The following is a 25,633-nucleotide window of genomic DNA, read 5'->3' on the forward strand; positions in this document are numbered from 1 at the left end:
CTTTTAAAAGGAGAAGTACATGCCGGATATTCAGGTCTTCATGGCCGAACTAGGCTGGCCCTTGGCAATTGCACTGGCTTGGCTGTCAGGAGAATTCATACACCGCTGGACCCGTTTGCCGCGCATCAGCGTGTACGGCCTGGTCGGTTTTTTAATGGCGCAGGCCTTCCCGACTGCACTGAGCAGCGGCGCATCGAGCACTGTGACCCTGTTGGCCAACCTGGCCTTCGGACTGATACTGTTTGAATTTGGTTATCGCATCAATCTGCACTGGCTGCGGATTAATCCCTGGATCGCGGTCAGCGGGCTGGCCGAATCGGCCGCCACTTTCGGCGTGGTCTATCTGATTTCCCACCTGACCGGCATGCCGTCGCTGACCTCGCTATTGCTGGCGTCGCTGGCCATGTCCACTTCGCCGGCCGGTGTGCTGCGCGTGATTAACGAGGCAGACAGTTCGGGTCAGGTGACCGAGCGCGTGTTGCACCTGGTGGCCATCAACTGCGTGCTGGCGGTGTTCGTGTTCAAGGTGGTGGTGGGCTTCTGGGTGTTCCAGACCTCGGGTAGCCTGACGCAAGCCGTGTCGCACAGCCTGATCGAACTGCTGATGTCGGCCGTGATGGGCGCGGTGCTGGGCTTTATCGTGCCGGCCGTGCTGCGCCGCCTGGGCGCGATCGCGCAGGACGGCACCGTCGCCTTCGCGATGGGCGTGGTGCTGCTGGTGGCGCTGGCGCATGCCTTCGACGTCTCGCCGGTGCTGGCGACGCTGACTTTCGGCCTGGCCGCGCGCCACAGCCGAGTCGCCTTCAGCCGCACCGAGCGCAACTTCGGCGGCATCGGCGAACTGCTGACGGTGCTGCTGTTCGTGTTTGCCGTCTCCACGCTGGAGTGGGACCGTGTGGTCGCCGGCGCCGGCCTGGGTGTGGTGCTGGTGCTGGCGCGCTTCCTGGTCAAGGCGGCCGCCGTGGCGGCGTTCGCGCACGTCGGCGGCATCTCGTGGCGCAAGGGCGTGCTGACCGGGATCGCGTTGTCGCCGATGTCGGTGTTCGTCACGCTGCTGCTGGAGCAGACCCGCTACATGGGCATCGTGCTGGTCGACGAACTGGCCGCGCTGGCGGCGATGACGCTGCTGCTGGAAGTGGTAGGCCCCATCATCACGCAACGGGCGCTGATCTGGGCTAACGAAACCCCGGCTAAAGAGGAGCATTAACATGCCATTGGAACCCTTCAAATCATCGCAGCCGCTCACCATGGGCGTGGAGCTGGAGCTGCAACTGGTGAGCCTGTCGGACTTCGATCTGACCGCGTCCAGCCCGGACTTGCTGCACCTGTTGAGCCGCAAGCCGTTTCCCGGCAACGTCACGCCGGAAATCACCGAGAGCATGATCGAGATTAACAGCGACGTGCACACGCATCACAACGAGCTGGTGTCGCAATTGCAGGTGATCCGCGATACGCTGGTGCAAGCCGGCGAGCAGCTCAACATCGGCATCTGCGGCGGCGGCACGCATCCGTTCCAGAAATGGTCGGAGCGCAGGATTTTCTCCAAGCCGCGTTTCAAGGAAGTGTCGGAACTGTACGGCTATCTGGCTAAACAGTTTACGATTTTCGGCCAGCACGTGCACATCGGCTGCGCCTCGGGCGACGACGCGCTGTTCCTGCTGCATTCGCTGAGTCGCTACGTGCCGCACTTCATCGCGTTGTCGTCGTCGTCGCCTTATGTGCAGGGCAACGACACGCTGTTCAATTCGGCGCGGCTGAACTCCGTGTTCGCCTTCCCGATGAGCGGGCGGGCGCCGTTCACGCAAAGCTGGTCGACCTTCGAGCACGAGTACTTCGCCAAGATGGAGCATACCGGCGTTATCAAGAGCATGAAGGACTTCTACTGGGATATCCGGCCGAAGCCGGAGTTCGGCACCATCGAGCTGCGCGTGTGCGACACGCCGCTGACGGTGGAGCGGGCGGCGGCGCTGGCCGTGTATCTGCAGGCGCTGTGCCGCTACCTGCTGGAGCGCCGCGAGGAGGCGCCGGTGGAGGACGACTACCTGGTCTATAACTACAACCGCTTTCAGGCTTGCCGCTTCGGCCTGGACGGCACGCTGGTGCATCCGAAGACGTATGAAAGCCTGTCGCTGCGCGAAGACATCCTGACCACGCTGCGCAAGATGGAGCCGCACGGCGCCGCGCTGGGTGGCACGGCGGGCCTGCAGCATCTGGTGCAGGTCACGCACGAGGGCAGCGACGCCCACTACCTGCGCCAGCAATTCGACCGCAGCGGCAGCGCCGAAGGCATGGTCGACGCGGCGATCCAGCGCTTCCGGGGCGAGTGATTATTTGGCGGCGATCGCCTTGTTCAGGCGGTTGATGACGTCGTCCGGCACGCTCTTGCTGCACATGATGTGGCGTTCCGGACCGTGCGGCATGTCCTTGAAGTGCAACAGGCGCAGGTTGCCGGTCTCGGATGCGGGATGGTGGGCCATGACGTATCTGCCTTCGTCCTCGGAGATGAACATCATGTCCACCACGCCCTTGCTGATCGATTGCACCATCTTGCCGGCGGAGGCCGTGGAAATGGCCAGTGTGGCCTTGCGCGGCGCCAGCAGCTTGTCCAGTTCCGTGCCGTAGGAGTAGTTGTCTTTCACGATGATGCGGGTTTCAGGCCGTTGCAGCAGCTGGTGCAGCGACGTATCGCCGCGCGCGGCCAGGGCGGCGTTGGCCAGCACCATCCAATCCTTGTCGCGGTAGATCGGCTTGGTGAATTTGGCGAAGCCTTCCCGCTCCGCTGTCCAGAACCAGCCGACCGCGCAGTTCAGCGCGCTGGCGTCGTGGATCATCAGCAGTTGACGGTTGGTCGGCAGGTTTTGCCAGTTGACGGGTATGCCAGCCGCCTTGAAGGCGTTGACGGTGGGCGTGCCGGTCAGGCCGCTGGGCATCCCGCCAGGCATCGCCACCATGTAGGGCGGGCGTTCGCTGTAGGCGACGTTGATCGTATCTTCGGCGGCGCAGGGCAGTATCAGACAGCTGACAGCGATCATGGTGGCGCTACGCAGACACGTCATGGGAGGCCTCGTTGGGAGTATCCCGTGAGTTTACACCCGGCAAGCAGCCTCGGCCAACATTTTCCTAGAACCGCGTCTCGCGCGCCACGCGCAGGAAGTTGTCGAGGATGGCGGTGCAGTCCAGCAGTTCGACGCCGCCGGCCTGGTGGAACTCCGGATGCCATTGCAGGCCCATGACGAAGGGCGCCTTGCGGTAGCGGATCGCCTCGATCATATTGTCCGGCACTGACAGCGCTTCCACCACCATGTCGCGGCCCAGCGTCTTGACGGCCTGGTGGTGGATGGAGTTGACCAGGCCGGCGTTCTTGCCCTTGAACAGCTTGGCCAGCGAGGAGCCGGCCGGGAAGCTGACTTCGTGGCGGTTGCGGTCGTAGTCGTCGTTGACGTGGGCCAGCGAGTCGGGCACGTCGGAGGCGATGTCCTGGTACAGCGTGCCGCCGAAAGCCACGTTGATCAGCTGGCAGCCGCGGCAAATGCCCAGCACCGGCTTGCCCGCTTCGACGAATTCGTGCAGCAGTTCTAGCTCGTACATATCGCGCGCGCGGTCGCCGCTCCATTCGGGACGGGTCGGCGTTTCCGAGTAGCTTTGCGGCGAGACATCGGCGCCGCCTTGCAGCACCAGGCCGTCCAGGTGCTTGGCATAGTCGCGCAGGCGGATGTTGGATGGGTGGAGCAGGCCGTCGGTGTTGACGGTTGGGATCATGAACACCAGCACATCGCGCGACATCACCCACTGCGCGATGGACTCTTCGAGATATTGCAGGTTCTTGCTGCGCAGGCCGGTGGCGCCGGGTTCCGGGTGGAAGATGCGGGCCGAGACGCCGATGTGCAGCGGCCGCTGGATGATGTGGCGCGTGACGGCGGCGGCCACGCGGCGGTAGCGCGCCATCAGCACGCGGCCCCACAGGCTGAAGACGGTGTCGCCGGGATCCAGATAGCTCGGCGTGCCGATCTCCTGGCGCGTTGCTCGCCGGTCGCGGTCGCTGCTGCGCCGGTGGGGCGCTGGCTGTGCCTGATCCTTGTCGTCCGGTCCCGCGCTCATGCTGTCCTCTGGCCTTGTCTACAGGACTGCAGTGTGCCACATGCCAGCGCCATCAGTCGCCCGCTACAACCCCGGATTGAGTTCGCGCACCAGTGCGTCGGCGAAGGCGGTCACCAGCGGCTCGGCCTCGCGCCGGCTGGCCAGGCCGACCTTGGTGATCAGGCCGCCGTGCGACAGCGGGATGAAACGCACGCCGGCCGGCGCCATCAGCTGCATGCATTCGGGCACGATGGCGATGCCGAGGTCGGCTTCGATCAGGCTCAGTTGCGAGGACTTGCGCGACAGCACCCGCGCCGGCGTCGGGAAGAAGCCCTGGTCCAGGCACAGATTGGCCACCAGGTAGCTCAGGCCGCCCCGGTCCTTGTGCGGGATGGAGATGAACGGTTCCTTGCTCAGGCTGGCCAGTTCGATGTTGTCCAGCCTGGCCAGCGGCGAGTGCTGCGACACCGCCACCACCAGCCGCTCCGTGGTCAGCTCACGCACCTGGATGTGCGGATACTTGCGCAGGGTCGGCATGCGGATCAGGCCGATATCGGCGCGGCCTTCCTCGATGTCCATGGTCTGGTCCTCCGACGGCGCCATCGAGATTTCCAGGGTCGCGCCGGGGAACTCCGCCAGCAGCCGGCTCATCGCGGCGGTCATTGCCGGCGTCAGGATCACCGAGCTGGAATGCTGCAAACGGATCAGGCCTTGCGCGCCCAGGCCCACCTGGCGTGCCTGCACGACTGTGTGGTCGATGTCCTCGAGGATGCGCTTGCTGCGTTCGAAGAACAGGCTGCCGGCCGGCGTCAACAGGATGTGGCGCGAGTCGCGCGTGAGCAGCTGGGTTTGCAGCTCGTCTTCCAGCTCCTTGATCTGCCGGCTCAGCGCCGATTGCGCGACGTACAGTTTTTCCGCCGCCCGTGAGTAGCTGCCGGCCTCCACAATCTCTACAAAATATTTAAACTGTTTAAGGGAAATCACCAGTATGCCGTTTCGAGATAGTTGGACGCCGTATTTGATATTGGATTGATAAGCGTGGCGCCGTTAAAGTGAAGCGTCTCTTCACCATCTAACGGGAACCGCCATGTTGGAACTCATCGGAATAATCGGCGTGATCGTAAGTATTGCAGTAAAACTAATATTCGTCCAGATCGGGGGCGGGAGCAGCGTCGACGATAAAGAGGACTGATGCCCCTATAATCGGGCATGCTAAAAAAATACCTGACCTTCGCCGGCAAGCTGTGCGCCTCCTTATTGATGCTGTGCCTGTCGCTGTGGGGCGGCGGCGCGCTGTGGTTCCAGGCCGTGCCTGTCATGGCGGTGGTTTGGGGTGTCGCCAGCGTGGCGACGCTGGTGTGGTGGTGGCGCCGCCGCAGCGCGCGCGTGTTGCTGCCTTGGGCGCTTGCTGTGGTGCTGATGATGGGATGGTGGAGCACCATCCAACCCAGTGGCGACCGCGTGTGGGCGGACGACGTGGCGCGCACGGTCACGGGCCGTGTGCAGGGCAGCATGGTCACGCTGGACCAGGTGCGCAATTTCGATTGGCGCAGCGATGCCGATTACACGCAGCGTTGGGAACAGCGTTCATATGATCTGAAGCAGTTGCAGTCGGTCGATGTGGCCCTGTCGTATTGGATGGGGCCGGCCATCGCGCATACGTTGGTGTCGTTCGGTTTTGCCGACGGCCGCTACCTGACGTTTTCAATCGAGATTCGCAAGGAGCGCGGTGAGAGCTTCGACGCCATCGCCGGTTTCTTCAAACATTTTGAGACCGTGCTGATCGCAGCCGACGAGCGCGACATCCTGCGCGTGCGCACCAACGCGCGCGGCGAGGACATGTATCTGTATCGCCTGAAGATGCCGCCGGAAGTGATGCGTTCGCTGTTCCTGTCGTATCTGGACGAGGGCGCGCTGCTCAAGCGCGAGCCGCGCTTCTACAACACGCTGACCGCCAACTGCACCACCATCATCTTCGAAATGGCGCGCCGCATCGATCCTGGCCTGCCGTTGGACTGGCGGCTGCTGGCGTCGGGCTACCTGGACCGCTACCTGTACGACATCGGCGCGCTGGCTGGGCAGGGTAGTTTCGACGCGCTGCGGCAGCAAGCCCACATCACCGCCAAGGCCCGGGCGGCCGACAAGGCGACAGATTTTTCCGATCGCATCAGATTGCATTTATAATAACTGTTCTCAGTCTACTTGAATGGATCCAGCCATGCATCGGAATCGTGCGCGCCTGCTGTTGGTACTCTGCGGACTTGTATCGGGTAATGCCTGCTTCGCCCAAAGCGAACCGCTGATCCCCTTTGCCAAGGGCGACACCTGGACTTATCGCCAGACCGTAGCTTTGCCTGGACAGGACGAGCAAACCTACAATCCGCGCTTTGGCATCCTGTTCGCAAACAAGGACGGCCGCCTGGTGTACGGCCGCTCGGCGAGTACCCCTGGCGCCACCTGGACGCCGGCCGGCGCCATCCCTGGAAACTCATGCATACGCGACTTCGCGGAGGACGATGCGCTTGGGCTGACTGACAGCTGCGGTGCGCAATTGGAGCCGGGGAAAACCTGGGAGTCGAACCAGTCCGATTCGCTGGCGGAGGTCAAGACCGGATTCAAGGTCGTGGGCATCGAGGACGTGGTGGTGCCGGCTGGGAGCTACAAGGCGATCAGGATAGAGTCGAAAAAGGTCATCACAACGGTAGCCTATGCGGGCGTTGCTGCGCCGCGCGGTGGCTACGTCAAGCATATCAGCACGACATACTGGTTCTCCCCGCAGGCAAAAGGCTTCGTGAAAACCGTCATGGAATCGCGACTGCCGGACGGTAGCTTGTTCCTCAAACTGACGAACGAACTAATACCGACGAAGGTTGAGTCTCAGCGCGCAAAGTAAACCGGCATTGACTCCCGCGAGGGGCGTTGGCACATTAGAGGAATAGATCGATGAGAACATTTCTTTTTTCTATCTTGGCAGGCATTGGAATTGTGTTGTGCCTGGCAGGCTATTTTCATTTGAAAAATCCGCGGCTTGCACCGGTTAATAAGCTCACGCAAGACATCTCCGTGACGGAGCAGATTAAACAGGAGGCCATAGGCCAGTTCAAGGAGCGTGGCTTTGCTACGATAATCGATTTGCGCCCGGACGGAGAGGCGGTCGATCAGCCGACATCGACGGCAATGTCGGTCGCGGCCAAGGCGGATAACATAAAGTTTTACTACGTGCCCGTGCCGCACGGCGAGATTCCGCAACAGTCCGTTGCACAGCTTGCAGACGCGTTGAGAAACGCTCCGAAGCCCATTCTGATGTACTGCAGAAGTGGGAAGCGAGCGGTAAGAACCTGGAGCCTGGTCGAGGCGTCAAGAGCAGGTGGGATGGACGTCAATTCCATCATGGCTGCCGTTAAGCAGGGCGGTCAGTCGGCGGACGACCTCGAGCAAGACATCATTCGGCGGATTTCTGAGCGTACATCGATATCGGGTGAAAAACGATGAATGAAACTGCACAAGCTCCTGCGTCGCCGATTGGCAATATCCTTTTAAAGTGCGTCCTCGTCATCGCTGGGGTGGGGATTGGAGGAATTATTGGCCTGATCATTGCGTTGTTCACGGGGTTAATCGAATTCGTGTGCTAGGCCCGGGGCAGGATAACTGAAAAGGCCGTTCCTTCAGCCATACTGGACGTTACCGCTATCGTGCCATCGTGGGCTGCGGCTGTTTCTCGCGCGATGAAAAGACCGAGCCCCAGGCTGGTCGTCGGCCTGGCGTCGTCTTCGACATCCGCTTCCAGTTGGACTAAGGGTTGGAAGATGGTTTTAAGGGATTCTTCCGGGATTACCGGTCCAAAGTTGCTTACCTTGATAGCGATGGCGTCTTCCAGCCCGTCTGCCCGCAAGGTAATGTCCTGACCTTTGGCGCTGTACTGAGCCGCATTGATCAAAAGGTTGGTCACCAATTGCTGCAGGCGGACGCTGTCAAACGATCCCGTCAGGTTGCCGTTGGGCAGAAATACGATAGTGCTGTTTGGGTACATTGCGCTCGCATCGGCGACCGCCGCTTTACATACCTCCTGCACGTCTACTGTCGCACGCGCAATCGGCATTCCCGCCCCCATCTGGAAACGCGTAAATCCCAACAGATCAGTGACCATCGCGCCCATCAGCATTGCGCTACGCTTTGTCTTCAGGCCGAGCGTGGCGACTTGTTCTTGTGGCACGGGCGCCCGGGTAAGCAGGTCTCCAACCAGGGAAATGGTGGCGAGCGGGGCGCGCAGATCGTGTCCTAATACCGCCAGGAACAGATCCCTCATTCGATCCGCTCTGGCCGAGAAGGTCACAATCGATTCCGCCAGCGCCTGGTCGATCGCCTCGTTAAAACGGACCATCTCATATATCGTCGTTTCCGACATCTGCTGAACGCGAGGCAACCAGAGACGCAACACGGTCGCCCTGAGGGCACGGAATTCCGCACTGAGCTGGAGCAGTGAAAAATTGCTGGCTTGGCGAAGTCGTCCGTGAATGGCCGCTGCGCTTTCCTTTTCGCCGGTATCGACCTCATCGCCCTGAGACTTTTCATACTGCTGTCGCTGGCTCTGGCGCGTCTCGATATCGATAGCGATGGCGCAAAGGATGGCTTCAGCATGGTCAATTAAGGCCAAGTCCGACATCTCCCCGTCAGCAGGGGCGGCTTTTTTCGCGAAAGCCGTCCATTCTGCGAGAATCTCCGTCATTTCGGAGCGTATAAAGGTGGAGAGATTCATACTGCGGCATTCCTTCAAAGAGAAAATTGACCCAGCAATGTCGCTGCGCTGAAAAAATCAACGCGGTCAACGTGCAAAGTATAGGTCATGGAGGTGCTGGAGTTCGACCTCGGATGCAGATTGGGACAGGGCAACGCGCCCGCTTTGCATCAGGTAGACATGATCGGCGACTCCCACCGCGCGTTCGGTGTTCTGTTCAACCAGGATGATGGTGCGGCCGCCGGCCTTGAGGCGCTCCAGTATCTCGAACAATTCATTGACGACCAGCGGCGCCAGGCCCAGTGAGGGCTCGTCGATAATCAACAGGCGTGGATCGGACATCAGCCCGCGCGCCATCGCCAGCATTTGCGCTTCGCCGCCGGACAGCGATCCGGCCAGTTGCGCGCGGCGTTCGCGCAGGCGGGGGAACATTTCGTAGGCTTCTTCCAGCCGCTGCTTCACATGCGCGCGGTGCGATTTGTGGAAGGCGCCCATGATCAGGTTTTCTTCCACACCCATGTCGCGGAAGACCATGCGGCCTTCGGGAATCATGGCGATGCCGTGGTCCGCCATCTCCCAGGTCGGCGTGCCGTTCAGGCGATTGCCGTCCAGGCGGATTTCGCCGGCGCTCAGCGGCGCCAGTCCCATGATCGCGCGCAGCAGCGTGGTCTTGCCGGCGCCGTTCGGGCCGATGATGGTGGTGAGCTTGCCCGCTTCCGCCTTCAGCGATACATCCCACAGCACGTTGATCGCGCCATAGCCGGCACGGATCTGGTCCACTTCAAGCATGCGCCGCTCCCGTGTAGCTGCGGATGACTTCAGGATCGTTGAACACCGCTTCCGGCGTGCCGTCCGCGATCAGCTGGCCGAAGTTGAGCACCACCACCCGCTGGCACAGCGAGTTGATGGTCTCGATATCGTGCTCGATGATGATGATACCGACGCCGAAGCGCGCGTGCATCTCCTTCAGCATGCCCATGAAGCGCCGCTTGCCGCTGGTTTCCAAGCCTGCCAGCACCTCGTCCAGCAACAGCAGCTTGGGCGTGGTGGCCAGCGCTTTCGCCACTTCCAGCGCTTTGAGTTCGGTCAGCGCCAGTTCGGTGGCGGCGTCGCGGTGCGCCTTGTCGGCCAGGCTGGTGAACTCCAGAATCTCGGCGATCTTGTCCTCGTCGACCTTGCCGGTGCCGAAGCGCTGCGCCACGATCAGGTTCTCGCGCACCGTCAGTTCGTGCATGGGCTGCGGTATCTGGAAGGTGCGGCCTATGCCCAGCCGCGCGCGCCGGTAGATGGGCGTGCGCATCACGTCGTGGCGGTCGAAGCGGATGGTGCCGCCGGTCGGTCGCACCAGGCCGGAGATTGCGTTGAACAGCGTGGTTTTGCCGGCGCCGTTGGGGCCGACCAGGCCGACCACGTCGTGCGTGCCGACTGTCAGGTTGACCGCGTTGACCGCCGTCAGGCCGCCGAAACGGACCGAGAGATTGCTCAACTCAAGCATGGTTTTTCCTTCGCAGCAGGGCAAGCAGGCCGGTGGGGCTGAAGATGATCATCGCCACCAGCAGTCCGCCCAACACCAGCTGATGCCCGGTGGGGATCAGCGACTTGAACACCAGTTGGTCCAGCAGGTACACCACCAGCGCGCCGACCACCGGCCCAGTGATGGTGCGGTAGCCGCCGAAGATGGCAGCGACGATGGGCACCGTCACCCACACGCTGTTGAAGGCGTAGTCCGGTTCGAGGAAGTTGATGTAGTGGGCGTTGAACGCGCCGGCCACGCCGGCCATAAAGGCGGACACCATCAGCATCAGCCCTTTGAGCAGTGTGCTGTTGACGCCGACCACGCGGGTGGCGTCCTCGCTGTCGTGCATGGCGCGCAGGGCGATGCCGTAGTAGCTGGCGCGGATGGCGCGGTAGGCCAGCGCGAACAGCAGCACGATGGTCAGTATCACCAGGTAGGCGCCGGTTTTGCCGCTCAAGTCGTAGCCGAAGATGGTTGGCAGCACCGGGATGTTGGCGATGCCGCCGGAGCCGCCGGTCAGTGAGCTCCATTCGGTGGCGAGGATGCGAAAGATATGGGCGTATGCCAGGATGGCCAGCGCGAAGTAGGGGCCGCGCAGGCGCAGCACCGGCAGCATCGCCACGGAGGCCAGCAGCGCGCCGACGCCGCCCAGTGCGATCCCCGCCAGTACCGGCACGCCCAGCTTGACGGTGACGATGGCCGATACGTATGCGCCCACGCCGAAGAAGGCGCTATGGCCGAAGCTGACCATGCCGCCCATGTTCCCCAGCAGCGCCCACGACAGGGCGACGCAGCCGATCACCATGGCGGCGACGATCAGGCTCATGACGTAGTTGTCGGAACCGAGCAGCATGGGCACGGCGACATAGGCGGCGATCATGGCGATGGCCGACCACAGACGGCCAGCAGTTGCGCCGGCGGCGAGGCGCGTCATCCGCGCCTCCGGGCCGCGCCCATCAGGCCATTCGGCATCACCAGCAGCACCAGCAGGAACAGCGTCATGCCGGCCAGCTCCTGCAAGGCGGAACTGGCCAGCGTGACGGTCAGCGCTTCCGCCACGCCCAGCAGCACTGCGCCCAGCAGCACGCCGGGAATCGAACCTATCCCCGCCAGCACAGTGATGATGAAGGCCTTGACCGTCAACGCGCCGCCATACGCCGGTTGGATCACGCCGTAGCTGTACAAGGCCACGCCGGCAAACCCGGCCAGCATGCCGGCCACGATGAACGACACCAGCTCCGTACGTCCGGGCGCGATGCCCATCAATTTGGCGGCGTCGCGGTTGCTGGAGACGGCCCGCAGCGCGCGCCCATACCAGCTGCGCGACAGCCACCACCACAAGCCGCCCATCAGCACCAGGCTGACCACGAAGAAGATCAACTCGCTGCGCATGCTGTACAACGGCCCGACCACAAAGGCCTCCTGCAACCAGCTGGAACTGGTCGAGCGCACGTCGGCCTTCCAGATCAGCAGGATCAGATTGGTCAGGATCACGCCGATGCCGAAGGTGAGTATCAGCGAGTTGATCTCGCGGTCCTTCTTGATGCGGCTGACGATCCAGTACACGCCGGCCGACGTCGCGCCTACTACCACGACCGCGATCGGCATCGCCCACGCCGGATTCAGCCCCAGCCCCGACTCCACCGAATAGGCGATGTAGGCCGCCAGCAGCACCAGCTCACCGTGGGCCAGGTTAATCACCCGCATGGTGCCGAACACCAGCGCCAGTCCCAGCGCGATCAATGCGTAGGAGCCGCCTTGCAGCAGGCCGGAATACAGCGCCTGGAGTATCAGTTCCGTCACGGCGGCTTACCAGGGCAGGCCTGGATACACCATCTTGCCGGTCGCCGTCTCCTTGGGCCAGACGATGACGATGTTCTTGCCCTGGTGCTGGCCCATGCGGTGCACGAAGTTGGGGTTGTCGCCGTTGGCGCCGAATTGCACGCGGCCGATCAGCGTTTCGCGGTCGGTCTTGCGCAGCTCTTCGGCCACGCCGCCTTTCTTCACCGTGCCTTTGTCGGCGGCGCGGGCGATGGCTTCGAACAGCAGCGATGCCTGCACGTAGCCGAACTGACCCAGGTAATCCGGCTCCTTCTTGTACAGCGCCTTGTAGGCGTCGGCGAAGGCTTTGCCGTCCGCCGTGTCGAAAACGGCGGGGAAGGGCAGCAGCGCGGTGCCGTACACATTGGGCATCAGGTCTGGGAACTCGGCGGCCATCTTGGGCGTGGCCAGCGACCACACACCTATCATAGCCTTGACCGGCGGCTTGAGCACGCGCGCGGCGCGCAGAATGCCGACGTAGTCGTTCTCGTAGCCGACCATCAGTATCGCCTCCGATTTGTCCTGGAGCTTGATCTTGTTGATGATGGGTTTAAAGTCGGTGATGGCCGGATCGAAGGAATGCGTGGTGACCTTGACGCCTTTGGCCGTCAGCGCCTTCTGTACCGAGGCGGTCAGGTCGGACGTGGCCTCCTTGGTCGAGAACACGATGGACACGGATTTCGCGCCCATGTCGGCCAGCAGTCCCTGCACGGCTTTTTCGTAGCCGGCGGTGTTATTGATGCGGAAGAAGTTCTTGCGGCCGCTATTGACCAGGCTATCGTCCACGCCGCCCGAGGTCATGTAGACCAGCCCCAGTTTGTTGGCAGCGTCCGATGCGGGCGAGATGTTGTTGGAGCCGTAACCGCCGGTGATCGCCACCGCGCCCTGGCTGGCCAGCTTTTCCACCGCCGCCACGGCCTTGGCGGGCGCCGATTCGTCGTCGATGGTGATGATCTTGATTTTGTGTTTGCCGTTGGTCTTGTTGAAGACTTCGGCGGCCACCATCACGCCTTCCTGCATGCCCGAGCCGACGCGGGCCAATGTGCCGGTCAACGGCAGCTCCGCGCCGACCACGAACTCCTCGGCGCGCGCGCCGCCTGCCAGTGCCATCGCGATCAGTGCCGCGATTGTAGTGTTTTTCATGCTGTCTCCCTTTGTGGTTATTTTTGTGCCAGTTGCCGCAGCTGTCCTTTCAATATCTTTCCGGTTGCCGCTGCGGGCAGGGCTTGCATTGCGATGATCTCTGACGGGCATTTGTACGGCGACAGCAGGCCCGCCAGGTACTGCTGCAGTTCTTCGGGCGTGATGCGATGGCGTGGATCGATTTCGACGAAGGCGACGACTTCCTCATTGCCGTCGGCGGCGTTGCGGCCGACCACGGCCGATTGCGTCACCGCCGGGTGGGCGTTGAGCACCGTCTCCACTTCCAGCGGATAGACGTTGAAGCCGGAGCGGATGATCAGCTCCTTGGTGCGGCCGACGATGAACAGTGCGCCGTCCGCATCCTGCCGCGCGACGTCGCCGGTATTTAGCCAGCCGCCGTCGCGCATGGCCGCCGCTGTCAGTTCCGGCTCGCGATAGTAGCCGGCCATGATATTGGGACCGCGCACCCACAGTTCGCCATCCACGCCGGGCGCCACGTCATCTCCGCCCGCGTCCACCAGGCGCACTTCGACGCCGGGGATGACCTGACCAACCGAGGCGTCGTTGCGCGGCCGGTCGAGGCGCGTCTGGCTGACGGTGGGCGAGGTCTCGGTCAGGCCGTAGCCGTTGTGCAGCGGCAGGCCAAACAGCTGCTGCACCTGCGCCTTCAGGCTGGGCGCCAGCGGCGAACCGCCGGCGTAGATGAAGCGCAGCTGCGACTTGATTTGTTCGCCACCGCCCAAGGTCTCCAGCAGGCGCGCATACATGGCGGGCACGCCCTGCAGGATGGTCAGACCGTCGTCGCGGATCGCCTTCAGCACGGCGTCCGGCGTGAAGCGCGGGCACAAGTACAGGCAGGCGCCCGCGCACAGGGTGCCTAGCATGACCGAGGCCAGGCCATAGACGTGGGTGATGGGCAGCACGCCGTAGGCGCGGTCGGTGGGCGTAAGGCCGCGCAGGGTGCTGGAGACGGCGGCGATGAACAGCAGGTTGCGGTGCGTGAGCATCACGCCCTTGGGCTGGCCGGTGGTGCCGGTGGTATAGATCAGCGCCGCCACCTGCCGCGCCGAGTCGGCGTGCACCGGCTCCAGCGTGCAGTCGGGATTGAGCGCGCCGATCATCCAGGCGCCGAATGGCGAGGGCGTTGGCACGGCCGCATGACGCTGGCCATGCGCGGCGGATTCGGGCGAAGAGGGGAGCGGCGCGGAGGCTGAGCCATCGCCCGGCGTGGCCAGGTAGATCACGCGCCGCGCGCCGCAGTGGCTGAGGATCTGGTCCACCTCGCGCGCGGAGAGCCTGCCGTTGACGTTGACGATCCACGCATCCACCTCGGCGGCGGCGAAGATCAGCGCCACCTGTGCCGCGCAGTTTTCGCCGACCACCATCAGGCGGTCGCCGGGCCGCACTTGCAGCGCGCGCAGCAGGGCGGCGGTTTCATCGACGGCCGCCGCCAGTTCGGCGTAGGTCCAGTGGCGCGCGCCGTCGTGCAGCGCCGACGCCTGCGGCGCGCGCTCGGCCCAGCGGCGCGGGATGCCGCTGAGGCGTTCGGGCAGTGTCGCCAGTATGCGGGCGGTGTCGAGGGCCTCCATCAGGCCTCGGCCGCCTTGATCATGTTGCGGGCGATGACCAGTTGCTGGATCTGCGACGTGCCCTCGTAGATGCGGAACAGGCGTACATCCCGGTAGAAGCGCTCCGCCGCGTACTCCGACATGTAGCCGGCGCCGCCGTGGATCTGCACCGCGCGGTCGGCCACGCGGCCGCACATTTCGGAGGCGAACAGCTTGCAGCACGAGGCTTCGGTGGTGATGTCCTCGCGGTTGTCGCGGCGGCGCGCGGCGTCCAGCACCATGCAGCGGGCGGCGTAGATCTCGGCCTTGCTGTCGGCCAGCATGGCCTGGATCAGCTGGAACTCGGCGATGGGTTGGCCGAACTGCTGGCGCTCCATCGCATAGCGCAGCGCGTCGTCCAGCATACGCTCGGCCACGCCGACGCAGATCGCCGAGATGTGCAGGCGGCCTTTGTCCAGCACCTTCATCGCGGTCTTGAAGCCCTGGCCCTCCTTGCCGCCGATGATGCTGGTGGCGGGCACGCGGCAGTTCTCGAAGATCACGTCGCAGGTGTGGGCGCCTTGCTGTCCCATCTTCTTGTCGTTCTTGCCGAGCGAGATGCCGGGCGTGTCGCGTTCGACGATGAAGGCCGATACGCCGCTCGGCCCCTTGCGGGTGCTGTCGGTGCGCGCCATTACGGTGAACACGCCGGCCTCCGGCGCGTTGGAGATGTAGCGCTTGGTGCCGTTGATGATGTAGTGGTCGCCGTCGCGCACTGCAGAGGTGGCGAGCGAGCCGGCGTCTGAACCATATCCCGGCTCGGTCAGCGCGAAGGAGCCGACCACTTCGCCGGAGGCCATGCGCGGCAGCCAGGTGTTCTTTTGTTCTTCGGTGCCGTCGATCAGAATGCCCTGCGAACCGATGCCGTTGTTGGTGCCGAACAGCGAGCGGAAGGCGGGCGAGGTGCGGGCGATTTCAAACGCGGCCAGCACTTCCTCTTCCATCGTCAGACCCAGGCCGCCGTATTGTTCGGGGATGGACAGGCCGAACAAGCCCAGTTCGCGCATCTGCGCCACCAGCGCGGGAGGGATTTCGTCGGTGTCGGCCACTTGCTGCTCGTGCGGCACCAGTTGTTCGCGCACAAAGCGGCGGATGCTATCCAGCAGAATGTTCAGCGTTTCCTGGTCTCTTATCATGGGTCTCCCTCTTCGGCAGACTTCAATGTGCCGATTCGGCCAGACCCTGTCAAGCTTTGGTATTGATTAGCGTGCCGATATTCTGGTCGGCGGCCTGGATCACCTTGGCCGACAGATCGAATTGCGCCTTGTAGACCAGCGAGTTGGTGGTTTCGGTGGCGAGGTTGGTGGCGCTGGGCGCGTCGGCCGCTTGCAGCTGCTGCGCCTGGAAGGAGATCGACACGCCGCTGCCGGCCGGCGCGTTTTCCTTGAACACGGCCTGCGTCGGCTGGAAGCCCTGGGTGCCGATGTTGGCGATCGCGTGCGCGCTGTTGCCCAACGCCCGTTCGGAGGCGTTGAGACCGGTGATTCCTGAGCTGAGTGCGGCGATGGCCATGATATTTCCCTTCGGCAAGTGTCGAAAGTGTACACCTGTGTGCGGGGAAATGCACGCATTTGATTAAAAATTCAGCAGACTTGACCTTGCCGGGCAACTGGGTGAGTATGATCGTCGAGATATCCTGGTGGAACAGATGCCATGCCTGCGCTATGCCGAATGCTGTTGGCCTGCCTGATACTGCTTGCGGCGGCTGCGGCGGCCGAGCCTATCCTGGTGCGCTACCCGCGCGCCGAGGGCATCGACGACGAGCGCGGCGAGTATGGACTGGCGCTACTGCGGCTGGCGCTGGCCAAGTCCGGCGGCCAGTACCGGGTCGAGCTGTCGCCGCTCAATATGCAGCAGAACCGCGCGCTGGTGGAGCTGCGGTCGGGCTCGGGCCGGATCGACATCGTCGGCACCATGACCTCGGCCGAGCGCGAGCGATTGTTGCTGCCGATACGGATACCGATGACGCGTGGCCTGATCGGCTGGCGCATCGGCTTGCTGCGCGCCGACCACAAGGAATTACTGCGCGACGTGCGCACCGTGGACGACCTGAAGCGTTTCAGCACCGCCCAGGGCCACGACTGGCCGGATTTGCAGATCCTGCGGCATAGCGGTCTTAGCGTGTATCCGATCGCCATCTACAGCGGCTTGTTCGGCATGCTGAAGGCGAACCGCATCGACTGGGCGCCGCGCTCCGCCAACGAGATCTGGGCCGAGGCGCAGCGCTACCCCGAGCTGGCGATCGATACCCATATCGTGCTGCACTATCCCACCGCCGATTATTTTTTCGTCAACCGCAACAACCTGGCACTGGCCGAGGCGGTACGCACCGGACTGGAGGCGGCGCTGGCAGACGGCAGCTTCGAACGGCTGTTCTACCTGTACTACGGTCGGCTGCTGCGCCAGGCCGGATTCGAGCATCGTCTGGTGATCGAGCTTCCCAATCCGCTGCTGACGTCGCAAACCCCGCTGGCCCGCAAGGAACTGTGGTTCACATTAGACGAATTGAAACGCTATCCATAAGACAAGTCACTAGCTTTATGCTACGCTCCCGCCCTTAGTTGTATTGGGGAAACATGTACTCAAGTTACATGAAATAAAAGGGGCTTTCATATGGCAATTTTTGATTTTTTGGAAAAGGAACGGACGGTAGCGGGGTCCGGTTTCAATCGTTGGCTGGTGCCGCCTGCGGCGCTGGCGATCCACCTGTGCATCGGCATGGCCTACGGTTTTTCCGTGTTCTGGTTGCCGCTGTCGCGCGCGCTCGGCATCAAGGAAGCGCTGGCCTGTCCGGCCGACATGGACTTGATGGCCAAGATCCTGTCGTCCACCTGCGACTGGCAGATATCGATGCTGGGCTGGATGTACACCATGTTCTTCGTCTTCCTCGGCCTGGCCGCCTGGCTGTTCGGCGGCTGGCTGGAACACGCCGGTCCGCGCAAGGCCGGCGTGGTGTCGGCGCTGTGCTGGTGCGGCGGGTTGGTGATCTCGGCGCTGGGCGTGTACCAGCACCAGATCTGGTTGATGTGGCTGGGCTCCGGCGTGATCGGCGGCATCGGCCTGGGCCTGGGCTACATCTCGCCGGTGTCGACGCTGATCAAATGGTTCCCGGATCGCCGCGGCATGGCGACCGGCATGGCCATCATGGGCTTCGGCGGTGGCGCGATGATCGGTGCGCCGCTGGCCGACAAGCTGATGAAGTTCTTCGCCACGCCCGATTCGGTCGGCGTGTGGCAGACCTTCCTGGTGATGGCGGCGATCTACTTCGTCTTCATGATGGCCGGCGCGCTGTCGTACCGCGTGCCGCCGACCGGCTGGAAACCGGCCGGCTGGACGCCGCCCGTCAACGCCGCCGCCAACACCATGATCACCAGCCGCCATGTCCACGCCAGCAAGGTGTGGGGCATACCGCAATTCTGGCTGGTGTGGCTGGTGCTGTGCCTGAACGTGACGGCCGGTATCGGCATCCTCGGCATGGCCTCGCCGCTGCTGCAGGAGATCTTCGCCGGCCAGCTGCTGGGCGTGAACGTCGCGTTCAACGACCTGACGCTGGCGCAGAAGGGCCAGATCGCCGCGATCGCTGCCGGCTTCACCGGCTTGCTGTCGTTGTTTAACATCGGCGGCCGTTTCGTCTGGGCCTCGTGCTCGGACTTCCTGGGCCGCAAAGCCACCTACGGCATCTTCTTCGTGCTGGGCATCGCGCTGTATGGCCTGATCCCGTCGATGGCGTACGGCGCGCAGCTGGCGCTGTTCGTCGGCTTCTTCTGCATCATCCTGTCGATGTACGGCGGCGGTTTCGCCACCGTGCCGGCCTACCTGGCCGATTTGTTTGGCACCCAGATGGTAGGCGCGATCCATGGCCGCTTGCTGACCGCATGGTCGATGGCCGGCGTGTTCGGTCCTCTGCTGGTGACCTACATCCGCGAGTACCAGATCGCGCACGGCGTGCCGAAGGCGCAGGCTTACGACATCACCATGTACGTGCTGGCGGGCCTGCTGGTGATTGGCCTGCTGTGCAACCTGATGGTGCGCCCGGTGGCCGACAAGCACTTCATGAGCGAAGCCGAACTGGCCGCCGAGAAGAAGCTGGCGCACGAGCGCGACGTCGCCGCATCGAGCGGCACGGCGGTCGCGTCGAACGGCGTGACCAGCCCGGCGGCGGTGGCCTTCGGCTGGCTGGCGGTCGGCATTCCGCTGGCGATCGGCGTGTGGCTGACGGTGCAAAAAGCCGCCGTGTTATTTAAATAACACAGTAGAATAAGGCACCCGCAAGCGGGGCCGGTCCGGCATGGTGCTGGACCGGCCCCGCTTTCATTTCCAGGAGCGCTTAGTACATGCTTGAATTACGTAACGTCGTCAAATCTTATGCGAAGAACGTGCGGGCAGTCGACGACGTCAGTTTGAATCTTCCGGCCGGCGTGGTCGGCCTGATCGGCCATAACGGCGCGGGCAAGACCTCGCTGATGCAAATGATCGCCACGCTGACCAAACCGACCAGCGGCGAGATCCTGTTCGACGGCGCGGACATCGTGAAGAAGCCCGATGCGATACGTAGCCGCTTGGGCTTCCTGCCGCAGGACTTCGGCGTGTATCCGAACCTGACGGCGCTGGAATTCCTGCAATACTTCGCGGCGCTGAAGGGCGTGCGCGATCCGGCCCGTCTGCGGTTGCTGCTGGAGATGGTCAACCTGCACGAGCATGCGCACCGCCAGGCGGCAGGATTCTCGGGCGGCATGCGGCGCCGGCTCGGCATCGCGCAGGCGCTGCTCAACGATCCCGATGTGCTGATCGTCGACGAACCGACCGCCGGCCTCGATCCCGAAGAACGGCTGCGTTTCCGCCATCTGCTGTCGGAGATCGGCTTCCGCAAGCTGGTGATCGTGTCGACCCACATCGTGTCCGACATCGAGAACATGGCCGGCCACCTGGCCATCATGAACAAGGGGAAGCTGGTGGCCTTCGATACGCCGGACAGTTTCGTGCACGGAGCGCGCAGCCAGGTATGGTCGGTCACGGTGGAGGCGCAGCACTATGAGGCCCTGCGCGCCGAGGTGCAGGTGCTGCAGGCGCAGCGCAATGAGCACGGCATCAACCTGCGCATCGCCCACCCGTCGTCGCCGTGCGCCGGCGCGGTGCCGGCCGAGCCGACGCTGGAAGAGGCGCTGATGACGCGCCGCTACGCGCTGCAGGAACAAGCGGCATGAACGCGCTGGCATTGAAGTTATTGGTGCTGACCGAAGTGCGCCTGCGCATGCGCCGCACCGGTACGCTGGTGGCGGTGCTGGCGCTGATCGCGCTGACCTGGCTGATGGTGGCCGATCCCGCCACCGGAGTGGCGCTGATCGTGATGGGAAAAACCCGCGTGGCCTACACCAGCAGCTGCCTGGCGATGGGCAGCGCGGGACTGGGCGGTCTGTTCCTCGGACTGGCCGGCTTCTACCTGGTGCGCGGACGCATGAGCGAGGATGTGCGCAGCGGCGCCGGCGCGGTGCTGGCCGCCACGCCGGTGAGCAACGCCGTGTTCCTGTTCGGCCGCTGGCTGGGCAGCGTGGCTTACCTGTGCGGACTGCTGGGCATCTTCATGCTGACCATGGTGGTGCTGCACCTCTTGCGCGGCGAAGGTCCGGTGCAACTGCTGGTCTACGCGCAGACGTTTGCACTGATGCTGCTGCCGCTGGTGTTCTTCACCGCCGCGATGGCGCTGCTGTGCGATGCGTGGGCGCCGCTGATGGGCAAGCGCGGCGACGTGCTGTATTTCGTACTCTATGTGACGCAGATGTCGACGCCCATCGCCATCATGGTCGCTGGTGGCGGCGCCTGGAAAACGGTGCTGCTGGTCGATTTCTCCGGCCTGGGCACGGTGGTGATGGCGCTGCAATCGGTGCTGCACGGCACCAATTTCGTGCTCGGCGGCGGCGCGTTCGACGCGGCGCTGGCGCCGGTGTTCATGCCGACCTGGTTGTGGTCGGAGCAGACGGTGCTGACGCGCCTGGCCTGCGGGCTGATCGCCATGCTGCCGCTGTTGCCGGCCTTGGGGCTGTTTCATCGCTTCACCCCGGACCGCGTCACGGTGCGCGCGGCCGGCACAGGCGATTGGTCGCCGCTGGCGCTGGCGAACCGCTGGTTGCGTCCGTTGACGCGGCTGGTGCGGCCGCTGTTTGCGCTGGCCGTGCGCGTGCCGGGAGGGCCGGGCGTGACCGGCCAGGCGCTGGCCGTGCTGGCGCTGACGCTGATGTCCAACCCGGCGGCCATCGCGGCGGCGCTGGCGCTGCTGGTGGCCGCCTGCGTGGCGCCCGGCGCTGCGCTCGGCACGGTCACCGTCGCCGCCGTCGCCGTCTGGGGCATCCTGGTCAGCGATATCAGCGTGCGCGACCAGCAGCACGACGTGGCCGCGATGAGCGGCGCCACGCCGGGCGGCAGCACGCGGCGCTATGCCGCGCAACTGCTGGCGACCTGCCTGCTGGCGCTGTTGTTCACGGCGCCGCTGCTGTTGCGCCTGGCCGTGACGGCGCCATTGCGCGCGGCCGCGCTGGCGACCGGCATGCTGGCGCTGGCCGGCGCAGCCAATCTGTTCGGCCGCCTCAGCCGCACCGCGCGGGTGTTCCTCGCGCTGTTCCTGTTCGGGTTGTACGTGGCGATCCAGGCCCCCAAGGTGGCGGCGCTCGACGTGGTCGGCTTCAATGGCGCGGCCACCACGCAGACTGTTGGTATGCAATTGTTGCTCGGGATGTTGCTGGCCGCCGGCGGTCTCTGGCATGAGCGCTGGCGGAGCGCGCGGAACTGAAGAAGAGATGGCCTAGGATTAATCCGGTTTGCAGAGTTCCTCCGATAGCGGCAACGCACGTTTGATCTAGATCAGACGTCGCGGGACTGTCTAACGTAGCCTTGGCATTCGCGCTGCGATGCGGCGTCGAAACCGGTTCGACAACCCCCAGGCCATCTTTTACTTTCTTTTCGAGGCATCTATGTACCCATTTTCTCAAATTGTCACCCCAGCAGCCAAAACCCATATGGAAGCCCAGTTGTCGTTCTTTAACGACATGTCGAAGTCCTTGTTCCGTACTGTTCAGCAGTACAGCGACCTGAACATTCAATTGGCTCAAACCTTGCTGGAAGAAGGCACATCGGCTGGCCAGCACATCATCACCACCCACCGTCCGACGGAGGCGATAGCCGCCGCCGCCGCCCATGCCCAACCCACCGCCGAGAAGCTGCGCGCTTACCAGCAGCATCTGTCTCGCATTGCCGCCGACACTCAGGTCGACCTGTCCAAAGTGGCGGAAGAGCACGTGCAGGAAACCAGCCGCACCGCCAAGGCCCTGGCCGATGAAGTGGCCCGCGTCACGTCGGAAGAAACGGAAAAAACCCTGCGCAGCCACCAGGATGCGGTGGAACGCTTCTCCGATCCGTTCATCAGCCATAGCGATGGCGCACGCCAATCGCGCGGCAATGAAATGCGCAGCAGCTCCACCATGCAAAGCGCAGGCCAGAACGGCACCGAAAGCCGCGAAAGCCGCGAAGGCAGCATGCAGGGTGGGCAACAAGCTTCGCAGTCCCAGACTGCCGCTCAAGCTGCTCAATCCACCAAGCAGACCGGCGCCCGCAAGGAAACCTGAGACCGACGACTGAGCTGACAGGCTCCAGTCTTCGCCGCGCCCGCGATCTGGCATCGCGCAGCGCGGCAATTTTTTTGTCCTTGCTTTATCATGGGCGGCTTGAAGCAGCCTGGAGATAAAGATGACGAATACCGCCGCCGCGCAGCCTGAATCGCTGCATATCGTTTGCCCCCATTGCGACGCAGTGAACCGCGTGCCTTCCGCCAAGCTGGCGCTGCAGCCGGTGTGCGGCAAATGCCAGAAGGCGCTGTTCACCGGACAGCCGCTGGAGTTGTCGTCCGCGCGCTTTCTCAAGCACATCGAGCGCAGCGACATTCCAGTGCTGGTGGATTTTTGGGCGCCGTGGTGCGGGCCGTGCAGGACCATGGCGCCGTTCTACGCGCAGGCCGCGCAGCGGTTGGAACCGCAGTTCCGCGTGGTGAAGCTCAATACGGAGGAGGCGCGGGAACTGGCGGCGCGTTATGCGATCCGCAGTATTCCGACGCTGGCGCTGTTCAAGGGCGGGCGCGAGGTGATGCGGCAGCCGGGCGCGATGGATGCGTCCAATATCGTCGCCTGGGCGACGCAGAATAATCGCGGTTAAGTGGTATCGCCGCCGGCTATTCGGCGGCGCGCGCCAGCCATTTTCGGATGCCGTCCAAGGTGCGGAAGTCGGCCACGGAGCGGGTGTTGATGTACGGGTGGCGGTTTTGCAGTATGCGCGATAGCGCGGCGCCGGGGCCGAGTTCCAATGCGTAGGTGATGCCGGCTTCGGCGGCGGCGTCCATGCAGGCGGCCCAGTGTATCGTTTCCGCCAACTGACGCGAGAGCTGGTCCACGGCCGGCGTTTTGCTGTTGACTGCCATCGCGCCGATGCCGGCCAGTACCGGTGCGCTCATCGGCTGGAATGCTGTTCGTTGCAGGGCTGCTGCGAAGGGCGCAACCGCGGCCTGCATGTAGCGCGTGTGCGAGGCCACTTCCACCGGCAGGCGCGTGCTGCGGCCACCGGCTGCGTGCACCGCCCGCTCAAGCGCTTCGGCGCTGACGGCAGGGCCGCCGGCGATGCAGGCGTCGTCACCGTTCTCTATGCTCATGTGAAAAGCGTGTTCGGCCAGCAGGGCCGAGGTACGGGATAGCGCCAGGCCGGAAATCGACATCAGCGTTTGACCGGGCAGGGCACGGGCGCAGTCGTCCATCAGCTGCGCGCGTTCTGCTGCCAGCTGCACCGCCGTCTGCGGCGGGAGGGCGCCGGCGACGCCGTAGGCGGACAGCTCGCCGATGCTGTAGCCGGCCACCAGCGCTGGCTTTGGCGTGAACTCGCGTATCGCTTCCCACATAGACAGCGTGGCCGCGACGATCAATGGCTGGGCGTTGCGGTTTGCGTAGATGTCCGCGTTGTCGGCCAGCGCCAGGCCGGCCAGCAGTGCGCTGGCGGCTGCGTCGCCGGACGGACTGCTGCGGGGCAGGTCGAACATCGCGGCATGCTGGCCGCCTTGGCCGGGGCAGAGCAGCAGCAGGCGGGACAGTGTGCCGTAGGACGTCGTCATTGTTCGTCTTGCTCCATCGCGGCGATGGCGTGTACCAGGCAGCTGGCCGCCAGCAAGTCCGCCGCGCCGCCTGGCGAGAGGCGCTGCTGCACGAATGCCTGATGGCTGGCCAGAGCCTGCGCGCACCAGTCGGCGTTGGCCGTGCCGCCAAGATCGATGAAGTGCTGGGCGTGCGTGCGCACCGTTTGCGCGCCTTGAGGGCCGGCGCGGTGGTAGACGTTGCTGTCGCTGATGCGCGCCATCAGCGTGAACAAGGTGTCGATGCGTGCATGCGTCATGCTTGCGCCGCGCGCGCGTGAGGCCAGCAGCGCCGGCACGCCGATTTCAAACACAGATGGCAGCCCGAGTGCGCCTTCCTCCCGCGCGCCGCTGACCGCATATCGCGCCGCGACGCGCAGGCCGTTGCTGAGGTCCGACGGCGCTGCGACCGCAGCGGCATGCATGGCCAGCTCCTCGCCCCAGCGTATCAGCATGGCGGCGCGCAGCGCGGCCGGCGTCATAGGCGTGCCTTGCGCGCGCGCGCGGCCGGCGGTGGCGCACAGCAGGCCGAGGCTGAAGATCGCGCCTCGATGCGTATTGATCCCGCGCGTCGCCTTCAGCATCGCTGCTTCGGCTTCGATGCCCAGCTGTTTCAGCCGCGCGAACGGCGCGTCGTTCAATCCTGCCAGGCAGATTTTCTTGAAGTAGTGGCGCAGCGAGAACAGGCTGCGCATGAAGGTTTGCGCATCCATATCTTCATGACTGCCGGGATCCACCAGCGACACCAGTCCCGGCTTGGGATACAGGCAAAGCTCCGCGTGCAGGCTGCGAGCCGCCAGCCGCGCCACGTCGCCCGCAAAGCTGTGCTGCGCCGTGCGGCTTAGCCTCGGCTTCATCATCGCTTGCATCCGCAGGCGCGCAGGGGCGAGGGCGGTGCGCATCAATGAGGCTCCAAGGTCGCCAGCAGGGACGCGGTGTCGGCCAACCGCACCGCGTGCAGCTCCTTGACGATCACCCGGGCCGGATTTTCCATCGCCATGCGCCACTCCTTCCACGATATCGCCTGGCCGCCGGGGAATACGATCTCGCCATCAAGCGGCACATGCGCCGCATGGCGCGACAGCAGCGCCACGCCGTCATGCAGCTCCTCGCGGCTGCGAGGGTGGAACAGAATGTCGATATCCGAGGCGGGCGTCAGGTACAGCAAGCCAGTCAGCGCCTGCATCGCCATCGAACCGTAGATGCGCAGGTGCAGATGCTCCGTCTCGCGCTCCAGCGTCGCCAGCGCCTCGCGCCACGGCCCGGCGCAGCGCAGCGCCGACCGCAGTTCCACCGCCGGCGATGTCCTGCTGATCTCCAGCGTCTGCGCGCGCAAGGAAATGCGCACCTTCTCGCCGGTGTCTTCGTCCGGCGGCAGCGGCAGGCCGAGGCAAACTTCGTCCGGCTGCGCGCCGATATCGAAGCGTCGCACTACGGCCGGCCAATCCTGCCCTTGCCAGAGTGTGAGCGCGGCCTTGTGCTGCGGCTGCGCAGCGCGCAGTACCGCCTGCCAGCCCGGTTCCGTAAGCCAGGCCAGCATATGCCGCTCCAGACCGCGCGCGGCGGGCTCTGGT

Annotated in this window: 26 protein-coding genes; 11 read left to right on the forward strand and 15 right to left on the reverse strand. The window is 64.1% G+C overall.

Going from position 1 to position 25,633, the window contains the following annotated elements; all coding sequences use genetic code 11:
* Positions 1–19: 19 nt before the first annotated feature.
* Together D0T21_RS03640 and D0T21_RS03645 are read left to right on the forward strand one after the other, a co-directional pair.
* Positions 20–1,207 carry a cation:proton antiporter gene (locus D0T21_RS03640; RefSeq protein ID WP_116988459.1) on the forward strand — a complete coding sequence of 396 codons (1,188 nt, stop codon included), beginning with the start codon at positions 20–22 and terminating at the stop codon, positions 1,205–1,207.
* 1 nt (position 1,208) lies between these two features.
* Entirely contained in the window at positions 1,209–2,327 is a 1,119-nt protein-coding gene (locus D0T21_RS03645) for a YbdK family carboxylate-amine ligase (RefSeq protein WP_116988460.1), read from the forward strand.
* Here the strand turns inward: D0T21_RS03645 and D0T21_RS03650 are convergent, their stop codons facing one another.
* The 3 genes from D0T21_RS03650 to D0T21_RS03660 form a co-directional block, all read right to left on the reverse strand.
* Positions 2,328–3,056, reverse strand: coding sequence for an ABC transporter substrate-binding protein (locus tag D0T21_RS03650; protein ID WP_116988461.1), 729 nt, complete (start codon positions 3,054–3,056; stop codon positions 2,328–2,330).
* A gap of 64 nt (positions 3,057–3,120) precedes the next feature.
* Positions 3,121–4,098, reverse strand: a complete 978-nt coding sequence (locus D0T21_RS03655; RefSeq protein WP_116988462.1) for a gamma-glutamyl-gamma-aminobutyrate hydrolase family protein — start codon at positions 4,096–4,098, stop codon at positions 3,121–3,123.
* A gap of 63 nt (positions 4,099–4,161) precedes the next feature.
* On the reverse strand, positions 4,162–5,061 hold the full coding sequence (locus D0T21_RS03660; protein ID WP_116988463.1) for a LysR family transcriptional regulator: 900 nt from the start codon (positions 5,059–5,061) through the stop codon (positions 4,162–4,164).
* A 225-nt stretch (positions 5,062–5,286) separates the two neighbouring features.
* On the opposite strand from D0T21_RS03660, the gene D0T21_RS03665 reads away from it, so the two are divergent.
* From D0T21_RS03665 to D0T21_RS03675, 3 genes are read left to right on the forward strand one after another with little or no spacing between them, the layout of a single operon-like run.
* Positions 5,287–6,261 (forward strand): DUF4105 domain-containing protein, encoded by a 975-nt coding sequence (locus D0T21_RS03665; protein ID WP_116988464.1) that lies wholly within the window; start codon positions 5,287–5,289, stop codon positions 6,259–6,261.
* 34 nt (positions 6,262–6,295) lie between these two features.
* A complete protein-coding gene (locus D0T21_RS03670) occupies positions 6,296–6,970 on the forward strand; it encodes a hypothetical protein (protein ID WP_116988465.1) in 675 nt (224 codons plus the stop codon).
* A gap of 50 nt (positions 6,971–7,020) precedes the next feature.
* Positions 7,021–7,569, forward strand: a complete 549-nt coding sequence (locus D0T21_RS03675) for a TIGR01244 family sulfur transferase (RefSeq protein WP_116988466.1) — start codon at positions 7,021–7,023, stop codon at positions 7,567–7,569.
* Between the two features lie 136 nt (positions 7,570–7,705).
* Here D0T21_RS03675 and D0T21_RS03680 read toward each other — a convergent pair whose 3' ends face one another.
* The 9 genes from D0T21_RS03680 to D0T21_RS03720 all read right to left on the reverse strand — a co-directional run bounded on the left by D0T21_RS03680 (position 7,706) and on the right by D0T21_RS03720 (position 16,411).
* The gene (locus tag D0T21_RS03680; protein WP_229211319.1) at positions 7,706–8,833 is read right to left on the reverse strand and encodes a sensor histidine kinase KdpD; all 1,128 of its coding nucleotides are present in this window, start codon (positions 8,831–8,833) and stop codon (positions 7,706–7,708) included.
* Positions 8,834–8,899: 66 nt separating this feature from the next.
* Positions 8,900–9,601 carry an ABC transporter ATP-binding protein gene (locus D0T21_RS03685; RefSeq protein WP_116988467.1) on the reverse strand — a complete coding sequence of 234 codons (702 nt, stop codon included), beginning with the start codon at positions 9,599–9,601 and terminating at the stop codon, positions 8,900–8,902.
* Positions 9,594–10,307 (reverse strand): ABC transporter ATP-binding protein, encoded by a 714-nt coding sequence (locus D0T21_RS03690; protein WP_116988468.1) that lies wholly within the window; start codon positions 10,305–10,307, stop codon positions 9,594–9,596. The genes D0T21_RS03685 and D0T21_RS03690 overlap by 8 nt, the downstream gene beginning before the upstream one ends.
* Positions 10,300–11,262, reverse strand: a complete 963-nt coding sequence (locus D0T21_RS03695) for a branched-chain amino acid ABC transporter permease (protein WP_116988469.1) — start codon at positions 11,260–11,262, stop codon at positions 10,300–10,302. Before D0T21_RS03695 ends, D0T21_RS03690 begins: the two co-directional genes overlap by 8 nt.
* Complete coding sequence (locus tag D0T21_RS03700; protein WP_116988470.1) at positions 11,259–12,131, reverse strand: branched-chain amino acid ABC transporter permease; 873 nt, start codon at positions 12,129–12,131, stop codon at positions 11,259–11,261. The genes D0T21_RS03695 and D0T21_RS03700 overlap by 4 nt, the downstream gene beginning before the upstream one ends.
* Before the next feature lie 6 nt (positions 12,132–12,137).
* Positions 12,138–13,292: an ABC transporter substrate-binding protein gene (locus D0T21_RS03705; RefSeq protein ID WP_116988471.1), complete on the reverse strand. Its 1,155-nt coding sequence runs from the start codon at positions 13,290–13,292 to the stop codon at positions 12,138–12,140.
* A gap of 17 nt (positions 13,293–13,309) precedes the next feature.
* Positions 13,310–14,881, reverse strand: coding sequence for a class I adenylate-forming enzyme family protein (locus D0T21_RS03710; RefSeq protein ID WP_116988472.1), 1,572 nt, complete (start codon positions 14,879–14,881; stop codon positions 13,310–13,312).
* On the reverse strand, positions 14,881–16,035 hold the full coding sequence (locus D0T21_RS03715) for an acyl-CoA dehydrogenase family protein (RefSeq protein ID WP_116988473.1): 1,155 nt from the start codon (positions 16,033–16,035) through the stop codon (positions 14,881–14,883). The genes D0T21_RS03710 and D0T21_RS03715 overlap by 1 nt, the downstream gene beginning before the upstream one ends.
* A gap of 49 nt (positions 16,036–16,084) precedes the next feature.
* Entirely contained in the window at positions 16,085–16,411 is a 327-nt protein-coding gene (locus D0T21_RS03720; protein WP_116988474.1) for a flagellar basal body rod C-terminal domain-containing protein, read from the reverse strand.
* Positions 16,412–16,552: 141 nt separating this feature from the next.
* On the opposite strand from D0T21_RS03720, the gene D0T21_RS03725 reads away from it, so the two are divergent.
* The 6 genes from D0T21_RS03725 to trxC all read left to right on the forward strand — a co-directional run bounded on the left by D0T21_RS03725 (position 16,553) and on the right by trxC (position 23,098).
* The gene (locus D0T21_RS03725) at positions 16,553–17,422 is read left to right on the forward strand and encodes a hypothetical protein (RefSeq protein ID WP_229211320.1); all 870 of its coding nucleotides are present in this window, start codon (positions 16,553–16,555) and stop codon (positions 17,420–17,422) included.
* Between the two features lie 90 nt (positions 17,423–17,512).
* On the forward strand, positions 17,513–19,147 hold the full coding sequence (locus D0T21_RS03730) for an OFA family MFS transporter (protein WP_116988475.1): 1,635 nt from the start codon (positions 17,513–17,515) through the stop codon (positions 19,145–19,147).
* 86 nt (positions 19,148–19,233) lie between these two features.
* Complete coding sequence (locus tag D0T21_RS03735; protein WP_116988476.1) at positions 19,234–20,103, forward strand: ABC transporter ATP-binding protein; 870 nt, start codon at positions 19,234–19,236, stop codon at positions 20,101–20,103.
* The gene (locus D0T21_RS03740) at positions 20,100–21,683 is read left to right on the forward strand and encodes a hypothetical protein (RefSeq protein ID WP_116988477.1); all 1,584 of its coding nucleotides are present in this window, start codon (positions 20,100–20,102) and stop codon (positions 21,681–21,683) included. The genes D0T21_RS03735 and D0T21_RS03740 overlap by 4 nt, the downstream gene beginning before the upstream one ends.
* A gap of 226 nt (positions 21,684–21,909) precedes the next feature.
* Positions 21,910–22,515, forward strand: a complete 606-nt coding sequence (locus D0T21_RS03745) for a phasin family protein (protein ID WP_229211321.1) — start codon at positions 21,910–21,912, stop codon at positions 22,513–22,515.
* 121 nt (positions 22,516–22,636) lie between these two features.
* Positions 22,637–23,098, forward strand: a complete 462-nt coding sequence (gene trxC / locus D0T21_RS03750) for a thioredoxin TrxC (RefSeq protein WP_116988479.1) — start codon at positions 22,637–22,639, stop codon at positions 23,096–23,098.
* Between the two features lie 16 nt (positions 23,099–23,114).
* Here the strand turns inward: trxC and D0T21_RS03755 are convergent, their stop codons facing one another.
* From D0T21_RS03755 to mdcG, 3 genes are read right to left on the reverse strand one after another with little or no spacing between them, the layout of a single operon-like run.
* Positions 23,115–24,041, reverse strand: coding sequence for an acyltransferase domain-containing protein (locus D0T21_RS03755; RefSeq protein ID WP_116988480.1), 927 nt, complete (start codon positions 24,039–24,041; stop codon positions 23,115–23,117).
* Positions 24,038–24,961 (reverse strand): triphosphoribosyl-dephospho-CoA synthase MdcB, encoded by a 924-nt coding sequence (gene mdcB, locus D0T21_RS03760; RefSeq protein ID WP_116988481.1) that lies wholly within the window; start codon positions 24,959–24,961, stop codon positions 24,038–24,040. The genes D0T21_RS03755 and mdcB overlap by 4 nt, the downstream gene beginning before the upstream one ends.
* Positions 24,961–25,599 carry a malonate decarboxylase holo-[acyl-carrier-protein] synthase gene (gene mdcG, locus D0T21_RS03765; protein ID WP_229211322.1) on the reverse strand — a complete coding sequence of 213 codons (639 nt, stop codon included), beginning with the start codon at positions 25,597–25,599 and terminating at the stop codon, positions 24,961–24,963. The genes mdcB and mdcG overlap by 1 nt, the downstream gene beginning before the upstream one ends.
* Positions 25,600–25,633 lie beyond the last annotated feature (34 nt).

This window comes from Duganella sp. BJB476 (assembly GCF_003416895.1).
Lineage (GTDB): Bacteria > Pseudomonadota > Gammaproteobacteria > Burkholderiales > Burkholderiaceae_D > Rugamonas.

Bases quoted from the DNA above. Each gene is read 5' to 3' on its own strand.
- D0T21_RS03720 (WP_116988474.1), bottom strand. From the start codon at position 16,411: ATGGCCATCGCCGCACTCAGCTCAGGAATCACCGGTCTCAACGCCTCC.
- D0T21_RS03640 (WP_116988459.1), top strand. From the start codon at position 20: ATGCCGGATATTCAGGTCTTCATGGCCGAACTAGGCTGGCCCTTGGCA.
- D0T21_RS03655 (WP_116988462.1), bottom strand. From the start codon at position 4,098: ATGAGCGCGGGACCGGACGACAAGGATCAGGCACAGCCAGCGCCCCAC.
- D0T21_RS03680 (WP_229211319.1), bottom strand. From the start codon at position 8,833: ATGAATCTCTCCACCTTTATACGCTCCGAAATGACGGAGATTCTCGCA.
- mdcG (WP_229211322.1), bottom strand. From the start codon at position 25,599: ATGCTGGCCTGGCTTACGGAACCGGGCTGGCAGGCGGTACTGCGCGCT.
- D0T21_RS03725 (WP_229211320.1), top strand. From the start codon at position 16,553: ATGCCTGCGCTATGCCGAATGCTGTTGGCCTGCCTGATACTGCTTGCG.
- D0T21_RS03715 (WP_116988473.1), bottom strand. From the start codon at position 16,035: ATGATAAGAGACCAGGAAACGCTGAACATTCTGCTGGATAGCATCCGC.
- D0T21_RS03740 (WP_116988477.1), top strand. From the start codon at position 20,100: ATGAACGCGCTGGCATTGAAGTTATTGGTGCTGACCGAAGTGCGCCTG.
- D0T21_RS03675 (WP_116988466.1), top strand. From the start codon at position 7,021: ATGAGAACATTTCTTTTTTCTATCTTGGCAGGCATTGGAATTGTGTTG.
- D0T21_RS03745 (WP_229211321.1), top strand. From the start codon at position 21,910: ATGGAAGCCCAGTTGTCGTTCTTTAACGACATGTCGAAGTCCTTGTTC.
- D0T21_RS03665 (WP_116988464.1), top strand. From the start codon at position 5,287: ATGCTAAAAAAATACCTGACCTTCGCCGGCAAGCTGTGCGCCTCCTTA.
- D0T21_RS03755 (WP_116988480.1), bottom strand. From the start codon at position 24,041: ATGACGACGTCCTACGGCACACTGTCCCGCCTGCTGCTGCTCTGCCCC.
- mdcB (WP_116988481.1), bottom strand. From the start codon at position 24,961: ATGCGCACCGCCCTCGCCCCTGCGCGCCTGCGGATGCAAGCGATGATG.
- D0T21_RS03650 (WP_116988461.1), bottom strand. From the start codon at position 3,056: ATGACGTGTCTGCGTAGCGCCACCATGATCGCTGTCAGCTGTCTGATA.
- D0T21_RS03645 (WP_116988460.1), top strand. From the start codon at position 1,209: ATGCCATTGGAACCCTTCAAATCATCGCAGCCGCTCACCATGGGCGTG.
- D0T21_RS03685 (WP_116988467.1), bottom strand. From the start codon at position 9,601: ATGCTTGAAGTGGACCAGATCCGTGCCGGCTATGGCGCGATCAACGTG.
- D0T21_RS03670 (WP_116988465.1), top strand. From the start codon at position 6,296: ATGCATCGGAATCGTGCGCGCCTGCTGTTGGTACTCTGCGGACTTGTA.
- trxC (WP_116988479.1), top strand. From the start codon at position 22,637: ATGACGAATACCGCCGCCGCGCAGCCTGAATCGCTGCATATCGTTTGC.
- D0T21_RS03705 (WP_116988471.1), bottom strand. From the start codon at position 13,292: ATGAAAAACACTACAATCGCGGCACTGATCGCGATGGCACTGGCAGGC.
- D0T21_RS03695 (WP_116988469.1), bottom strand. From the start codon at position 11,262: ATGACGCGCCTCGCCGCCGGCGCAACTGCTGGCCGTCTGTGGTCGGCC.
- D0T21_RS03710 (WP_116988472.1), bottom strand. From the start codon at position 14,881: ATGGAGGCCCTCGACACCGCCCGCATACTGGCGACACTGCCCGAACGC.
- D0T21_RS03730 (WP_116988475.1), top strand. From the start codon at position 17,513: ATGGCAATTTTTGATTTTTTGGAAAAGGAACGGACGGTAGCGGGGTCC.
- D0T21_RS03735 (WP_116988476.1), top strand. From the start codon at position 19,234: ATGCTTGAATTACGTAACGTCGTCAAATCTTATGCGAAGAACGTGCGG.
- D0T21_RS03690 (WP_116988468.1), bottom strand. From the start codon at position 10,307: ATGCTTGAGTTGAGCAATCTCTCGGTCCGTTTCGGCGGCCTGACGGCG.